Genomic DNA, 16,826 nt, shown 5'->3' with positions numbered 1-16,826 from the left:
TACGAAGCTTCATTTATAACCCCGACACAGAAGTGAACAAAATGAAAAGTAGTTTTACTAAAAAGACTCTTATTACAAGTTGTATTCTTGCTGCCCTTACGGCCAATGCGCACGCTGATGAAACCGCGGCTAACCACAGCGACACTCAGCCCCCTAAAACAGAATCAGAAACGCTGTTTAACTTTTACGGAGAGCTTGGCCTTGGTGGTCATGTGGCACTCGAAGGTGATGATAAGGGTCGCTACGCAGACGGCACTTACATTGAAGCGGGTTTAGCTATCGAGCACGGTAATTGGTTTGGTCTTGCTTACATGGAAGGCTGGACGGTACAAGCCGATGACGAAGGTAACGCTTGGGCGACTGGCCACGGCTGGGGCGGCTTCGAAGGTGGTTTTAACCGCTTTTACGCTGGCTACCGCACCGATGCAAAAACAGAATTTATTGTCGGTCGTATGGACTCGTCACTGGATGACGTTCAATGGTGGGGTGACCCTACAGTTGAGTACGGCTACGCAATCTCAAACACGCGTGACGTACATCTTGGTGTGAAGATTCAAAACCTAGAAGGCAAACTTCGCTACAGCGTTTCTTTCGCGCCAGAGTCTGACTTCTCTGAAGACGATGCTCTCGTTCACTTCGGTAAATACGACAGCTTCGCAGACCAATGGAAAGATAAGAACGCCATGGTCAATGGTTACCTCCAATACGACCTCACTGACGACCTGACCCTAATGGGTGGCGGTGAAGTTCGTAATAATGACGGCGGTGAACTTCTACTATTAGGTGCTGAATACAAAAACTTCGCCACTCGTATTTGGCATGATACCGATAAAGGCAACCAAGAATCTTTCGGTAGCGAGTCAGGTATTCAAACCAGTGCGTGGTACGAAGCAGCACAAGGCGTTTACCTATCAGCAGCCTACAACTACGCAAACTTTGACGGTGACAATGGCGACAAAGAGATCACCTCTTACATCAATGCTGGCGTTTGGTACGAATACGGCAATGGCGCGTTTGCGACTGCTTTCGATAGCCGCTTTGGCGTAGGCAGCGACACTGAAATCGGCGACGCGCAAGTGTTCGCAATGCAATACTTCTACTGGTAATAACAGGAACTCATCATGAAACTGAATAAATCATTCGCAGCTCTCGCTATTGGCGCAGCACTTGTTGTTACTGGCTGTACATCAAACTCAAGTTCTGACACAGAGCAACTGCAAGCAAACGAATTTAAGAACGTTATCGACCGCACTGGCTCACCAGAATACATGCGTGATTACGACTTCGATGACCACCAGCGCTTTAACCCATTCTTCGACCTAGGTGCATGGCACGGTCACTTGCTGCCAGACACAGCTGAAGGCATGGGCGGCTTCCCAGGAACGGCACTGCTTACTGAAGAATACATTAACTTCATGGCAGATAACTTTGACCGCCTAAGCGTGTTCAAAGATGGCAAAAAAATCGCATTCACCATGGAAGCTTACAGCCTACCGGGAGCATTGGTTCAGACACTAAAATCTGACGATGTAACGGTAGAAATGACGATGCGCTTTGCTTCAAACCGTACCTCTCTGCTAGAAACCAAAATCACTACCGACTCCCCAGTAGAACTGGTGTGGGATGGTGAGCTACTCGAAAAGACACACGCGAAAGAAGGCGTGGCGCAAACCGACAAAACAATCGCTGAAACTTACCCTGAGTATGACCGTCAAATCGTCGCAACCGACGATGGCCTAAAGGTCACCTTTGGTAAAGTGCGTTCAACGTGGGATCTACTTACGTCAGGTGAGTCTGAGTACCAAGTTCACAAATCAATTCCAGCGCAAACTACAGTTGATGGTTTAGCGTTTACTTCAACGGCAAACATTGAAGCATCGACAACTATCTACACCACATACTCACATGTTCTAACGGCAGAAGAAGCGCAAGCAGAACAGCCTGAAATCAAAAAGATCATGGCAAACCCTACCGACTTCTTAGCGGCATCAGCAGAACGTTGGGAAGGCTATCTTGAGATGGGTTTAACCAACCCGAACGCGACACCAGAACAAGAACGTGTTGCGGTTAAAGCGATGGAAACCCTAAACGGTAACTGGCGTGGCGCAGCCGGTGCGATGGAGTTTGATTCAGTGACACCATCAGTGACTGCACGTTGGTTCTCGGGCAACCAAACTTGGCCGTGGGACACATGGAAACAAGCCTACGCAATGGCTCACTTCAACCCAGACGTAGCGAAAGACAACATCCGTGCGATGTTCGCTTACCAAATTCAGGCCGACGACGCTGTTCGCCCTTGGGATGAAGGCTACGTGCCCGATTTATTGGCTTACAACCTAAGCCCAGAACGTGGCGGCGACGGTGGTAACTGGAATGAACGTAATACCAAACCAAGCCTAGCGGCATGGGCAGTAATGGAAGTCTACAAGACCACCAGCGATGAAGCTTGGCTCGAAGAGATGTATCCAAAGCTCGTGGCTTACCACAATTGGTGGCTACGCAACCGTGACAACAACGGCAACGGTGTACCTGAATATGGCGCAGCACGCGACAAAGCACACAACACACCTGAAGGTGAAATGTACTTCACCGTGGTTCGTGGTGACAAACATGAAACAGTCGTAGGCCAAGCAGCACTGGATAAAGTTGTGGCTGAAGGTAACTACGATTACATCGAAAGCCCAGCTCAAACAGCCGCATCTTGGGAATCAGGTCGTGACGATGCAGCCGCATTCGGTTTCATCGATAAAGATCAGCTAGACGCGTATGTGGCGAACGGCGGCAAGCGCAGCGATTGGGATGTTGAGTTCGCTCAAAACCGCGCTGAAGATGGCACGCTATTGGGCTACTCACTACTGCAAGAGTCTGTCGACCAAGCAAGCTACATGTACAGCGACAACAAGTACCTAGCAGAAATGGCTGACATTCTAGGTAAAGACGCAGAAGCGAAAGAGTTCCGCGAAAAGGCTGAGCATCTGTCGAACTACATCAACACTTGTATGTTCGACGAAGGCACTAACTTCTTCTACGACATTCGTATCGAAGACAAACCACTAGCCAACGGCTGTGCAGGTAAACCGATTGTAGAGCGTGGTAAAGGCCCTGAAGGTTGGTCACCATTGTTCAATGCTGCTGCCACTCAAGCTAACGCTGATGCAGTTGTCTCTGTAATGAAAGATACAGAAGAGTTCAATACCTACGTTCCACTAGGCACAGCGGCGCTTTCTAGCCCAGCATTTGGCCCAGATATTTACTGGCGTGGACGCGTTTGGGTAGACCAATTCTACTTCGGTCTAAAAGGCATGGACAGCTACGGCTACCGTGACGATGCGATTGAAATGGCAGGTGCATTCTTTGATCACGCCGATGGACTAGTGCAAGACGGCCCTATCCGTGAGAACTACAATCCACTAACCGGCGAACAACAAGGTGCACCAAACTTCTCTTGGAGTGCTGCTCACCTATACATGCTTTACAACGATTTCTTTACTGACGCAGAGTAAATCAAACCTATACCTGTCTTCTGGAATTCAATGAAAAGATAACCTCATAAATTTCAGGCTTTGGCACTCAGTATCTCGCTGAGTGCCTTTTTTACACCTGAAGCCAAATAAGCTAACAAACAAGCACTTAGACTATTTGGCCTACCATGATCCTTTTACTCTATTCGCTGCACGTTAGCCTATATCACCACAATGAAAACGCACCTGATAATGGTAATGCTCTTCCAATAATTTGAATTCATCATGTACGCTTGGCGTCCAAGAATCATCCCCACCAACCCCCATGTGAAAACCATCAATGTTCACAAACAATTGCTCTTGTTCAACTAAATCACAGGTGTGTTTCGCCTGCTGTAATTGCTGTTGCCCAAATCGACTGACAGAAAAGTGGAAGTTTCCTTTCAGTTCAAATCCACCAATTTTTGCCTCACGAACATCGCAACGTAAGCCGCTGTCTGAAGGGAAAATATAAGGAGTGTGCATTTGATTTATGCTTTGCTGATGTAAACCAACGTGTGCCGACATCTTTCTATCGGGATAGTTTTCATGAGGTCCGCGACCGAACCAACTCACGCCATCTGGGAGATTCTTCAATGCAAATGTTAATCCCACTCGTGGTAACGACGGCAAGCCTCTCGCCGCTTGCACATCCACATCTAGCTTGACCTCACCATCAGCATAAAGCTGATATTGCCAACAAGTAAGCAACCTCACCTGCCCTTCAACTAAGTGAGCAATTCTTGCTGTCACCGATACAGAGTTTTGCTGAGTGAAGTGGGAAAATTCAATACACTCAGGAGTAAGTGAATCAAGCCCCATTGCCTGCCAACGCGCTATCCATGAATTGGGATCTACTCGATTGGCCTCGCTTACACCAATATCATTGTCTAGTGGTGCTCGATAGAAGTTATCTTTTAAGCCACCGGTTAACTGTTCAACCCCATTCACTAGCCAACTGTCTAAGGTCCCTGTTAACACATCAAACTCAACTTGGTAATCATCGCCGATAACCGTTAGCTGTTTTTCAGTTTCAATAACTTGCGGTAGATTTTGTGAAAGGTTGGCGTCCAAAACTAATTGCGGTTGAGTAGGTAAATTCAGTTGTTCAATGGCCGTCACATGACCTTTGTCAGCCCACGCCGTATTGGTATTCAACACCACATCGAGATTAAGGAAGTTGAGCGCATTAGCCGTGTTCGGAATAGTCACTCCATCAAGCTCAATCTGCACACTGGATTGAGCTTCAACAAGCAGTTCAATACTGCCATGACATTGAACAATTCCATCTTGAGTGATATTCCAATTAAGCGTTTCGACAGACTCTGCATCAAATAAATACTCACTGGTAATCTCAATCACCAATGGTGATGCAGAAACCAGCTTGAATTGATAAAACTGCTGCGCTTTTTTCACTTCATGTAACGTTGGATGAACCGTTCTATCGGGGAATACCAAACCATTAATGCAGAACTGGCGATCATTAATATCGTCACCGAAATCACCACCGTATCCCCAATATTGCTTGCCGCTCGAATCGGTTTTGGTGACCCCTTGATCGACCCAGTCCCAGATAAATCCACCTTGCAATCTAGGGTTGTCTCGAAAAGCTTGCCAGTATTTATCAAAGCTACCAAGGCTATTGCCCATCGCATGTGCATACTCACACAAGATCAGCGGACGATGCTCGTTTGGTAGAGCTATCGCTTTACGAATGCCCACGCGAGGTGTCACTTTAGGTTGACTCTCAACCACAGGTAAATCCCAATCAACCCGTGCATACATAGGACATAAAATGTCGGTCGCTGCGGTATCTGCCCCGCCACCTTCATACTGAACGGGGCGTGTTGGATCTGTTTGTTTCACCCATTGATACATCGCATGGTGATTGCGACCAATACCCGATTCATTACCCAGCGACCAAATGATCACGCTGGCGTGGTTTTTATCGCGCTCCACCAGCCTTGTCATTCGTCTCATGTACGCATTCAACCATGACGCATCGTCGGATAAACGGCACATCGGAAATTGACCATGAGTTTCCACATTCGCTTCATCAACCAGATAGAGACCATACTCATCACATAGTTCATACCACAATGGATGATTCGGATAATGAGCGGTTCTAACGGCATTGAAGTTATTTTGCTTGAGCAGTTTGATGTCTTGAATCATGCCTTCACGAGTCATGGTGTGACCCAATTCAGGATGATGTTCATGGCGATTCACACCACGAATTAGCAACGGCTTACCGTTAATTTTTAGCAAACTATCGGTAATTTCAACACTTCGAAATCCGACATCGTAAGCCTCACAATCAATAAGCTCATCTTGTTGATTGAGTAACGACACTACACAGCGATATAAGTAAGGTGACTCAGCACTCCACTTGTTCGGATTAACCACTGAAATGCTGTGTTCAGCCATTTCAGACCAAGGCCCTTTTTCATCAACATAACGCTCACCAAAACCCACGATTTGAGGTTCGCAAGCCAACTTTCCTTGATCATCATAAAGTTCAGCTTTCAGCTTATAGCAGCTTTCTACATCATTGCTGTGCTTGGTTATTTGCGTAGAAATATTTAAAACTGCATCGCGATAGCAAGCATCTAGCTGAGTCTCAATACCAATATCCTCGATTGCGACCTTGGGTTTTATCAATAAAATCACATCACGGAATATTCCGCTGAGCCACCACATGTCTTGGTCTTCAAGATAGGAACCATCAGACCAACGCAGCACCATCACTACCAGCGTGTTCTCGCCTGCTTGTAAGTATTCAGACACGTCAAATTCAGCCGGTAATCGGCTGTCTTGTGAATACCCAACCCACTTCCCGTTGCACCACAAATGAAATGCAGAATTCACGCCGTCGAAGGTCAACCTATGAGTGTCTAATAACTCCTGTTCCGTGCAATTAAAACGCGTTCGGTAGAGCCCTGTCGGGTTATCGCTAGGGACGAAAGGAGGGTTATCAGCAAAAGGATATTTCACATTGGTATAGATAGGTTTATCAAAGCCTTGCATTTGCCAGTTGCTTGGCACCACTATCGACCCCCATATCGAGTCATCAAAATGCTCAGACACAACCTCTTCACTGACCAACTCTGGTGAATCGAACAGCTGAAACTTCCAAACCCCATTGAGAGACAAGGTATTCGACGAGTTCTTCGTCATAGCCTCAGCCAACGAGGTGTAACCATTCAAAGGAGCATGAGCCTCAATGACATTGTGATGGGTGATGTGTTGATTTTCCCACTCACGGGCAGAGATGATTTGAGAGAAAGTTCTCATGAAGTGTTCCTTACCAAAAGCCATTCAACGTGAATCATTGCAAGTGATACTCAGCGCCTCATTGCGTTCAAACATTACGAACGCCAACTAAACAGCTCTTGCAATAATCTCTTAAGAGAAGAAAAAAACCGCAGCCAGAACAGCTGCGGCTATTGAAATATTACTTAAAGGCGCGTTTACTCACCTTATCGAGTTTCTTCAAGATTTTTTCGATTCGATCAGGGTGAACCATAAACTCTTGGAAGCCCTTCATGCCTTCTTTAGCCATCGCGGGATCGGTGTCTCGGTCATAGAACTGAGCCGTGCCCTCGGTAGAAGCCAGCATTGCTACGCCTTTATCTAAGAACGGGTCTGACTTCGCTTTGGCTTTATTGTTGGTCGGGATCTGTAGCAGCATCTCATTGATGAGTTGCTGATTTTCCGCACGCGCAACAAATTCTAGGAACTTACGAGCATCTTCCTTGTTTTTCGCTTTAGAAGGAATGTGTAACGTATCCATTGGCGCATCTTCAGACATAGGAACACTTGGATCGATCACTGGGAATTGGAAGAAGTCCATCTTGCCATCTAATTCAGCAGGGAAGTTTGGCGTAATGAAATTACCCATTAGGTACATCGCCGCTTTACCGTTGTACAAGAAAGGCTGAGCTTCTTGCCATGAATAAGAGGCGTGATTTTCTAGATAGTAACCAGGTTCAACAAGCTCTGCCCAGTTAGCGAACGTTTTCTTCACACGCTCATCAGAATAAGGCACCTTGCCTTCCATCAATTGAATGTGGAAATCCAAGCCGTTGGTACGCATGTTGATGTAATCAAACCAACCCGCGGCAGTCCACAAGTACTTAGTACCAATCGCAAACGGTGCAACCCCATTTTCTTTAAGCGTTGCCGATGCCGACTTCAAATCTTCCCATGTTTTCGGTTCAGCAATTCCATATTGCTCAAAGATGTCTTTACGGTAGTAGATACCCCATTGGTAATACGTGTATGGCACACCAAATTGCTTACCCTGTACTGTCATCGCAGGAGCGGCAGCCGCAAAGTCTTGCTTCATATTATTGTCAGTCCAAATATCACTCACATCTTCGAACAGGCCACGATCAACAAAGGCTTTCATTCGGTTACCCGCATACCAAAAAACCACATCTGGCGGCGAAGTGACCAACCAATTACGAATCGTTGTTTTGTACGACTCATGATCGTACAAGTTGTACTTGACCGTAATATCTGGGTTTTCTTTTTCAAAGCGATTGATGATCTCACCCCACGCTTCTTTTGGCGCTGGATCAGAAGCATCAGAGTTGATGACTAAGGTTCCTGCAAACGCTGTTGTAGAAACGGAGGCAGCAAGCACTGCCGTAGCAGCGATATGTTTCACGTATTTCATATTGAGGTCCTTGTTATAGAGCTAAGCTCACTAAGTCCAATTATTATTGTTTTGTCTCGTAGGGTTGTTCGTGTTTTAGTTACTCTTCAATGGTTCATCCATTCGGGATATCGTCAGCAATAACGGCTTAAATCAACCGCTATTGCTAGGTTGTTGTATTGATTATTATCTCGTTGCTTACCCTTTAGTCGCGCCTAATGTCAGGCCAGCAATAAAGTGTTTCTGCATAGTGAAGAACAGCACTACGGGCGGAATGGCAGCTACGACCGCTCCGGCAGACATAAACTGCCAAGACGCCAACCACTGGCCTTGCAGTGAACTAAGCCCCGCGGTTACTGGGCGAACGTCATCACTCTGAACCAATACCAACGCCCAGAAGAAGTCATTCCAAATAAAGGTAAACACCAACACGGCTAGAGCAGCTAATGCAGGGCGTACTAAAGGCAGCACCACATGCCAAAATATTTTCCATTCACTGACGCCCTCCACTCGCGCCGCTTCAATCAACGCATCGGGAATACCCACAATAAAGTTCCGCATGAACAAGGTACAAAAACCGGCTTGGAAAGCGATATGGAAGAAAATCAGCGCCCAATGGGTATCGTAAAGACCAAGTCCAATCGTTAAATCACGTACTGGAATCATCAAGATTTGGAACGGAACAAAGTTGCCCGCAATGAACATCGCAAAGATCCACACATTGGCTTTGAAGTTGTATTTCGCTAAGGCGTACCCGGCCAGAGTCGAGAGTGCGACAGCACCTGCGACCGCTGGCAGCGTGATGATCAAGCTATTGATTAAATACTGCCCCATCGAGGTCGAGGTAAAAACTTGGGTGTAGTTTTCAATGAACTGAATCTCGCTCGGCCAGCCCCAGTAATTACCTTTGTTGATGTCATCCATCGAACGAATCGACGTCATCATCACGGCAATAAGAGGTAACAACCACATTACGATCGAGATAGGTAACGCGACTCGGTAACTGATATTAGTAAAGCGACCGGCTTTTTGAATTGGTTGCGGAAACATTATTTTTCACTCCTTAACATGCGCCACAAGAAGTAAGCGATATAGATATCCATAATCAGAAACAGCACCACTGAAACCGCCGCACCGTAACCCATTCGATAGTTAAAAATAGACTCTTCATACATTTGATACGCCAGTACCGTCGAGCTTCCCCAAGGTCCACCAGCCGTCATGGTTGCCACTAAATCGAAAGAACGAAGGGCACCAATTACGGTCACGACCACAGCAATAAACGTCGCAGGTCTTAATTGAGGAAGCACCACATACCAGAGCATGCGCCATTTCTTCGCCCCATCTAGTCGCGCCGCTTCTAATTGCTCTGGGTCGAGGTTATTCAACCCCGTTAGATACAAGATCATGCAGTAAGAGATTTGTGGCCATAGACCAGCGGCAATGATTCCGTAGGTCACATAGTCTTCATCAGCGAGTATTGATATAGGCTCAAAACCGAACGCACCCAATACCATATTGAAAAGCCCAAATGAGGGGTCATAGAACCAGGAGAACACTAGACCAACCACGACTTGAGAGATAACAAAGGGGAAGAAAAATAAGGATTTAACGACACGAATGCCTTTCACTTGTTGGTTTAAGAAAAGGGCAATCGCCAAGCCACAAGGTGGCGCGAGCATAAAGAATATCAACCAAAGGAAATTATTCGTTAAGGAAGTGTAGAACGCATCTGAGTCAAACAGTTCGCGATAGTTCTCAAGCCCTACCCACTCTTTCTCACCTAGCCCGTCCCACTCAAAGAAACTGAGCCAAATGCTGTCCAAAATTGGATAAACAACATAGAGAGAAAAGATGGCGATAGCAGGTGCCAAGAACAACCAAGGCGATACCTTGGAACTAATACGTCTTTTCTTCTTGGCCGATGGGATGCGATTTTCTGGGTATATCGTTTTCACAGATTGCTCCATTTCCCGGAATTCCTTGTATTCAAAGCTTCATTTACTATTTGATAAATTTCCACCTAGATTTCTAAATTTAATCTAGCAACTCAGCATTTATGGTGATTACGTTCAAATATTAGGCTTATTGATAACATTACGCACAGTTATGTTTTAATTTTGTAAACGTTTCCACAAAAATTAGTATGGATTGTAAAATTTGCATGACCGGGATCAATAATTTACCCGAGGCATCTAACAAATTTCTGATGAGAGCGTATGTTTTAAAGGCAAAGTGATGTAGTCCAACGAAGCAAGGAGAGAGCATGGCTGATATCAGCTTAAAACAGGTCATCAAACGATATGGTGATGTTCAAACGATCCATGGTGTTGATCTAGAAATAACTAACGGCGAATTCGTAGTATTCGTTGGGCCGTCTGGTTGCGGTAAATCAACCCTCTTACGCTTAGTTGCTGGCTTGGAAGAGATTACTGAAGGTGAGATCCATATTGGCGATGATCTGGTTAACGATGTCGATCCTGCCGAGCGTGGTGTGGCGATGGTATTCCAGTCCTACGCCCTCTATCCGCATATGACGGTTGAAGAAAACATGGGCTTTGGCCTGAAAATGAACGGTGTAGCTAAAGAAGTCGTCGAGAAACAAGTCACCAGTGCCGCGAAAACGCTTCAACTAGACCCTTTGTTGAAACGTAAACCTAAAGAACTGTCAGGTGGACAACGTCAGCGTGTTGCTATTGGTCGAGCGATTGTTCGTAACCCAAGAGTGTTCTTATTCGACGAGCCATTATCAAATTTAGATGCTGAACTTCGTGTCGATATGCGCTTACAAATCGCCAAATTACACCAAGATCTGCAAAACACTATGATTTACGTTACACACGATCAGGTAGAAGCCATGACGCTTGCTGACAAGATCGTAGTACTGAGAGACGGTCGAGTCGAACAAGTCGGTTCTCCACTCGAACTGTATCACTCTCCACAAAATGAGTTTGTGGCAGGCTTTATCGGTTCCCCAAAAATGAACTTCTTACCATGTGTGGTGAATAACACCTCGGAAACACACGCTGAACTAACCGTTAATGGCCTAAGTAAAATCATTCTGCCAATACCAGGTGATGGCCTAGCCGAAGGCCAAAAGCTGACTCTTGGTATTCGACCAGAACACTTAGAGATCAACGGCGAGTCAGATATCAGCATTGAGTTCCAGAGTGAAGTCGTAGAAAGGCTAGGAAACAGCACCTATATGTTTGGTCAGTCTTGTGGCGTAGACAGCTTTAAAGTTCATTTACCCGGCGATCAAGAAGTCACACGTTATCAATCTCTAAATCTAAATTTCTCATCAAAAGATTGCCACCTGTTTGATGCCGAAGGACAGAGAATCAACTAAATCAAAGAATACAAAAACATATTAAGCTGGTGGACAACACCAGCTTTGCTTTAACCCTTATCTGCAAAAAACTTTCTGTAAAGTACCTTCCTTCTGGTTCGATATCTTTATGAAACTTTCCCAGAAGTTTCATCAATCACGGTCAAGATTGTGGGTAAACGAACTTATTTAAACTTTCTTTATCCTTAACCGCTATCCGGACATTAATTTGATAGTCGTTTACTCAATAATGGCTAAACTATAGTGTCGCCTACCCTTTTTTTTGAGAAAACCTAAATGCCTACTGCTGATTCCACCCTAAATAAACGCATGGGAATCGTTGCGCTCACTTGGCCAATTTTTATCGAAGTCCTTCTAAGAACCGCACTCAACACCAGTGATGTATTCATGTTATCGGGATACTCAGACAAAGCCGTATCTGCCGTTGGTGTTATCTCTCAGATATCCTTTTTTCTGATCATCGTCTCGACCATGGTCAGTAGCGGAACAGGCATATTAATCGCACAGTATAATGGTGCATCTCGCGATGAAGAAAGCGCTCATGTGGGCGTGGCGAGCATTATCTTAGCCATTATTACTGGTGTATTGCTCAGTATTATTGCGGTTCTTGGTGCAGAGTATTTTATCCCGCTTTATCAACTTGAGGCGCAAGTTGAACAATACGCTCAAGAGTACTTATTTATTAGTGGTGCCCTCACCTTCAACGTGACGATTGGTGTGGTGTTAACTACGATTTTACGTAGCCATGGTTACTCTAAGTCACCAATGGTCATCAACCTAATAGCCGGTGTTATCAATGTGTTTGGTAACTACTGCGCGCTATATCAACCTTTTGGTTTACCAGTATACGGTGTACAAGGGGTTGCTACGGCAACTGTCATTAGCCAAACCATTGGTCTACTAATCTTAGTTGGTGTCGTAAGAAGCAAGGACATAAAGTTACCTCTCAAGCAGTTCCAATCAGTGCCTAAATCTATCTATCAAAAAATCATTAAGATCGGCTCGATGAACGCTGGCGAGGTGCTCTCTTACAACATGGCGCAAATCACAATTACCTTCTTTATTGTGCAAATGGGAACCTCATCACTAGCTGCATTTACTTATGCACAAAACATTGCTCGCCTCTCTTTTGCGTTTGCTTTAGCCATTGGTCAAGGTAGCCAAATTCAAACGGGTTACTACATCGGTAAAGGTTGGGTAGACGAAATAACGAGCCGTGTACAACGTTACTTTGTGGTTGGCTTTATCGCTTCAACTAGCATTACTTGTATGGTCTACCTGTTCCGCTTCGAAATCCTAGATCTGTTCACTCAAGATCCTGAAATCATCGCCCTTGCCGCAATGCTCATTGCGGGTTCAATCTTGTTAGAAGCTGGCCGTGTATTTAATCTGATCTTCATCTCATGTCTAAAAGCGACAGGCGACATTAAGTTTCCAGTCAAGATGGGCATACTTAGCATGTGGGGGATTGGCGTCGCTATGAGTTACTTGCTTGGCGTACATTGGGGTTATGGTGTGTTTGGCGCGTGGATGGCTATCGCTATGGACGAATGGTTCAGAGGAATCATCATGGCGTATCGTTGGCGAGCAAAGAAATGGACTCGATTCTCGTTCTAGAACGTTTAGCCTTACGTTTATCTTCATCAGACCGAAAAACGCCGCTCCCTATTTCCAAGGAGCGGCGTTTTCATTTTAATTATTCGAACTCACTACGCTGTCGCAAGTGCTTTCTTACGCTTTGCTAAGCGAGCCACAATCCCGAACAACATCACAATGCCACATACACCGTAGACTTGCATGATGGTTGGATCATCAGAGACAAAACCGACATCAGAGAACATCACGTAAGCACCTAGCACCATGTAAAGAATGATCGCTGAAGCTTCAAAGCGGAACTCCCAAGGCGTAACATCAATGCTTTCATTCACAGGCATGACGTAATCGTCTTCACGTGGCATGAAGTGACCAATGATGAACATCAATGTCGTACACACAACAAACAGAATCGCTAACTGATGTAAAAAGTGAATTGGCGTTTTGAAGACTAACTGCATTGCAGCGTATGAGCTTACAAATACCACCAACGCGACTTTTGCAGCTAAGGCAGGCACACGCTTAGAGACATAACCAACAAACACGATAGTAAAGATTGGCACACTAAAGAAACCCGCTACCATCTGTAGGTATTGGAACAAACCTTCCGGTGCATACATGATGAAAGGTGCAATACAGACAGAAATGATGGCAATCACAACGCCAAATATACGACCTTTATCCACCAACTCTTCATCCGTTTTACCTTGACCAAACAAAGGCTTGTATACGTTCAACGCAAATAACGTCGTAGAGCTGTTCAATACACCGTTGAAGGTACTTAGGATGGCACCAAACATAACTGCGACAAAGAAACCGACTAATGGTTTAGGCAACACTTCGTTTACCAAGCGAGTGTACATGGTGTCTGGATTACCCGCATCCGCCCCAAACATATGAAAAGCAATGATACCTGGAATGATTAAGAACAGTGGTGAGATAACCTTGATTGCGCCAGCCAGAATTACCCCTTTTTGACCTTCTTTTAAGTTCTTAGCACCCAACGCACGTTGGATGATTGATTGATCCGTCCCCCAGTAATAAAGGTTCACAAGTAATAGACCCGTAAATAGCGTTGAGAACGGTAGTGGATCGGTCTCTGTACCAACCGACTGCAGTTTCTCTGGCGCTGCATAAAGCAGAATATCCAAGCCAGCACCAAAACTACCATCACCCAATGCCATCAAACCAAATACAGGGATCATTAAGCCACCAACAATTAAGCCCACGCCATTAATTGTATCTGCAATCACAACCGCCTTCAGGCCGCCATAAATCGCATAAAAGAAACCAAGTAATCCGATTGTCGCCGAAATAAGGGCGATCGAGCTGAATTCTGAAATATTCAACAACGCTTGAACATCAAAAATTTCACCCAAAACAACGGCACCGGCATAAAGTGTGGTTGGCAAAATATTGATGACGTATTGGCACAAGAAAAGCAAGGTCACGAACTTCTTCACTGACATGTCGTAGCGACTTTCTAAAAAGTCAGGAATGGTCGTAATCCCTTGCTTCAAATAACGCGGTACTAGCATCAATGCAATAATCACTAAGGTGACACCAGATGCCACCTCCCAACCCATAACACTCATGTTGTGGGTGTAAGCTTGTGCGCTCATACCAACAAAACTGGTCGCGCTCAAGTTAGTTAAGATAAGGGAGCTGGCAATCAAACCACCGGTTAAGCTTCTTCCGCCGAGAAAGAAGCCGTCTTGTGAAGTGTTCTTGTCATTTTTAACTTTGTTGTAGGTAAACGCGACAACAAAACCAGTAAATAACAAGAATGACAGCAGAACTGTAATGGATATTTTGTTTTCCTTAAGTTTAGTTATTGCGGCAGCAATTCCTCGCTGCCGATTATATTTTTATATTTAGAATTTTATTTGTAGGGATGATCAGAGTCAGTGGTTCATATCTTTTTTAGATGAACAATCAATGCTGACTCTGGGTCTAGAATCGGTAAGGTCAATCCAATTTCTTTAAGGTTATCGCCGCTCAAAGTTAACGTTCTATCGAGCCATTGAGGGCGCTGTTTCATCAACTGGAAACTGGTTTGTGGCATGTCCACTAACTTCACTTGATACATCGCATTGTCTTCAACGCAACTAATACGAAGTGGCGAAGGCAGAGCATATTCAGGCATGGCTAATTGGCACACGGTGATCAACATTTCATCGTCATTTTCAACGCCATAAATGTTCTGATTTTTGTCCGAAGGATCCATTCGGAAACTACGGCCAGAATGCAAAACATGACGGAACTGTTTATGCAGTGAAATGTAATGTGAGAATGCTTGTTTCTCTTCCGGTGACTCTTTAGCTGGGTCAAGCTCAACCCCCATGTGCCCCATGAGTGCGGTTACACCACGCATATTGATACTGTGACGACGGTTGGTTGAGTGGCATTCTGCTGGGCCGATGTGCGCCCCCATCACTTCGGGAGGGAAGAAGTAACTCATGCCTTTCTGAATGGCTTGGCGCTCTAAGGCATCATTACAATCCGATGCCCAGAAACGATGCGTTCGTTTTAGAATTTCAAAGTCGATACGACCACCACCCGAAGAACAAGATTCGATCTCGACGTCTGGGTGTTCTAGGTTCAATTCATCAACAAGGCGGTATAGCGCTTTAGTTTGACCATGCACAGCAGCCTTCCCGTTGTGACCCGGTTGAACCAACTCTCGGTTCATATCCCATTTAAGGTAAGTAATGTTGTATCGAGTTAAAAGCGCATTGAGGCGTTCATACAAATAGTTAAAACACGCTTCATTTTGTAGGTCTAACACGTACTGCCAACGACCAGATGGTTGATGATACCCTTGTAAACCAAGCACCCAATCCGGATGGTTTCGATAAAGATTGGAATCTTGACTTACCATCTCAGGTTCAACCCAAAGGCCAAACTCCATACCCTGTTGGTTTACATGTTCAATCACAGGTTCTAAGCCATTTGGATATTTCACCTCATCCAAATACCAGTCGCCCAGTGCGGTACGTTCACCATCACGACCGATAAACCAACCATCATCAATGATAAATCGTTCAACGCCCATCGCACCGGCTTCGGTTGCCATCTGCATAATGTAGTCAGGTTTATGGTCGAAGTAGATCCCCTCCCAAGTATTTAAATGCACTGGGCGAGGTTTATCGGTAGGGAATTGAATAATGTTGTCACGAACAAACTGCTGAAAACGTTGAGCAATACCGTTTAAACCAGAGTTGCTGTAACAACCATATAACCAAGGTGTTTGATAGCTTGCCTGAGATTCCAGAATAGATTCGCCAGCGAGTAATAGCTCACCAGCTTGAACAAAATGACGGCCATCACTTCACACATCAGCACGCATTTGGTGATTGCCACTCCAACCTAAATGGAACCCCCAAACCAAACCGTTCTGTTCAGAAAAACCTTCCGTGCCCACAAACATTCCAGGGAAATTCTCGTGAGATGTGCGGCCACGACGGTTCTCTTGCATGAAGCCACCGTGTTCAAAGCGTTGACGTTGCGTTTGAAACTCATGACACCAACGACCATGGAACGTCATAAGCTCATTAGCATGATTCGGTAATGGCAGCGTTGAAGAAAGCTTGTTCAGGTAGTATTTATACCAATTCAAGTAAAAATATGATCTAATTGAGACCATCGAACTCTTGCAGAAAATCGCTATGGATAGCCTTAATAATACAGATTTTAAAAAGCTAGCAAGCCAACAAAAAACCAT

9 protein-coding genes and 1 pseudogene are annotated in these 16,826 nt (G+C 45.2%); 4 read left to right on the top strand and 6 right to left on the bottom strand.

Annotation, left to right across the window (positions count from 1 at the left end):
* The first annotated feature begins 41 nt into the window (after positions 1 to 41).
* Both ygjJ and ygjK read left to right on the top strand, forming a co-directional pair.
* Positions 42 to 1,106 carry a protein YgjJ gene (gene ygjJ, locus ED652_RS00050; RefSeq protein WP_122053155.1) on the top strand — a complete coding sequence of 355 codons (1,065 nt, stop codon included), beginning with the start codon at positions 42 to 44 and terminating at the stop codon, positions 1,104 to 1,106.
* Between the two features lie 15 nt (positions 1,107 to 1,121).
* Complete coding sequence (ygjK, locus tag ED652_RS00045; protein ID WP_122053154.1) at positions 1,122 to 3,503, top strand: alpha-glucosidase; 2,382 nt, start codon at positions 1,122 to 1,124, stop codon at positions 3,501 to 3,503.
* A 174-nt stretch (positions 3,504 to 3,677) separates the two neighbouring features.
* On the opposite strand, the gene ED652_RS00040 is transcribed toward ygjK, so the two are convergent.
* The 4 genes from ED652_RS00040 to ED652_RS00025 form a co-directional block, all read right to left on the bottom strand.
* Complete coding sequence (locus ED652_RS00040; protein ID WP_122053153.1) at positions 3,678 to 6,794, bottom strand: beta-galactosidase; 3,117 nt, start codon at positions 6,792 to 6,794, stop codon at positions 3,678 to 3,680.
* A 160-nt stretch (positions 6,795 to 6,954) separates the two neighbouring features.
* Positions 6,955 to 8,181 carry an ABC transporter substrate-binding protein gene (locus ED652_RS00035; RefSeq protein ID WP_122053152.1) on the bottom strand — a complete coding sequence of 409 codons (1,227 nt, stop codon included), beginning with the start codon at positions 8,179 to 8,181 and terminating at the stop codon, positions 6,955 to 6,957.
* Between the two features lie 177 nt (positions 8,182 to 8,358).
* Positions 8,359 to 9,210 (bottom strand): carbohydrate ABC transporter permease, encoded by an 852-nt coding sequence (locus ED652_RS00030; RefSeq protein WP_004734435.1) that lies wholly within the window; start codon positions 9,208 to 9,210, stop codon positions 8,359 to 8,361.
* Positions 9,210 to 10,130 carry a carbohydrate ABC transporter permease gene (locus ED652_RS00025; RefSeq protein ID WP_065110865.1) on the bottom strand — a complete coding sequence of 307 codons (921 nt, stop codon included), beginning with the start codon at positions 10,128 to 10,130 and terminating at the stop codon, positions 9,210 to 9,212. Before ED652_RS00025 ends, ED652_RS00030 begins: the two co-directional genes overlap by 1 nt.
* 296 nt (positions 10,131 to 10,426) lie before the next feature.
* Between ED652_RS00025 and ED652_RS00020 the strand changes: the two genes are divergently transcribed.
* Together ED652_RS00020 and ED652_RS00015 are read left to right on the top strand one after the other, a co-directional pair.
* The gene (locus ED652_RS00020) at positions 10,427 to 11,509 is read left to right on the top strand and encodes an ABC transporter ATP-binding protein (RefSeq protein ID WP_122053151.1); all 1,083 of its coding nucleotides are present in this window, start codon (positions 10,427 to 10,429) and stop codon (positions 11,507 to 11,509) included.
* 276 nt (positions 11,510 to 11,785) lie between these two features.
* Complete coding sequence (locus tag ED652_RS00015; RefSeq protein ID WP_102466073.1) at positions 11,786 to 13,126, top strand: MATE family efflux transporter; 1,341 nt, start codon at positions 11,786 to 11,788, stop codon at positions 13,124 to 13,126.
* A gap of 92 nt (positions 13,127 to 13,218) precedes the next feature.
* On the opposite strand, the gene ED652_RS00010 is transcribed toward ED652_RS00015, so the two are convergent.
* On the bottom strand, positions 13,219 to 14,913 hold the full coding sequence (locus tag ED652_RS00010; RefSeq protein ID WP_122053150.1) for a solute:sodium symporter family transporter: 1,695 nt from the start codon (positions 14,911 to 14,913) through the stop codon (positions 13,219 to 13,221).
* Between the two features lie 101 nt (positions 14,914 to 15,014).
* Positions 15,015 to 16,826, bottom strand: a pseudogene (locus ED652_RS00005) (alpha-galactosidase).

The organism is Vibrio sp. Evd11, assembly GCF_900382755.1.
Classification (GTDB): Bacteria; Pseudomonadota; Gammaproteobacteria; order Enterobacterales; family Vibrionaceae; genus Vibrio; species Vibrio lentus.
This window is presented reverse-complemented; position numbering and strand designations above follow the sequence as displayed.

What these genes read in the sequence shown, in the direction of transcription:
- ygjK (WP_122053154.1), top strand. Translation starts at nt 1,122, where the DNA reads ATGAAACTGAATAAATCATTCGCAGCTCTCGCTATTGGCGCAGCACTT.
- ED652_RS00020 (WP_122053151.1), top strand. Translation starts at nt 10,427, where the DNA reads ATGGCTGATATCAGCTTAAAACAGGTCATCAAACGATATGGTGATGTT.
- ED652_RS00040 (WP_122053153.1), bottom strand. Translation starts at nt 6,794, where the DNA reads ATGAGAACTTTCTCTCAAATCATCTCTGCCCGTGAGTGGGAAAATCAA.
- ED652_RS00030 (WP_004734435.1), bottom strand. Translation starts at nt 9,210, where the DNA reads ATGTTTCCGCAACCAATTCAAAAAGCCGGTCGCTTTACTAATATCAGT.
- ED652_RS00015 (WP_102466073.1), top strand. Translation starts at nt 11,786, where the DNA reads ATGCCTACTGCTGATTCCACCCTAAATAAACGCATGGGAATCGTTGCG.
- ED652_RS00025 (WP_065110865.1), bottom strand. Translation starts at nt 10,130, where the DNA reads ATGGAGCAATCTGTGAAAACGATATACCCAGAAAATCGCATCCCATCG.
- ED652_RS00035 (WP_122053152.1), bottom strand. Translation starts at nt 8,181, where the DNA reads ATGAAATACGTGAAACATATCGCTGCTACGGCAGTGCTTGCTGCCTCC.
- ygjJ (WP_122053155.1), top strand. Translation starts at nt 42, where the DNA reads ATGAAAAGTAGTTTTACTAAAAAGACTCTTATTACAAGTTGTATTCTT.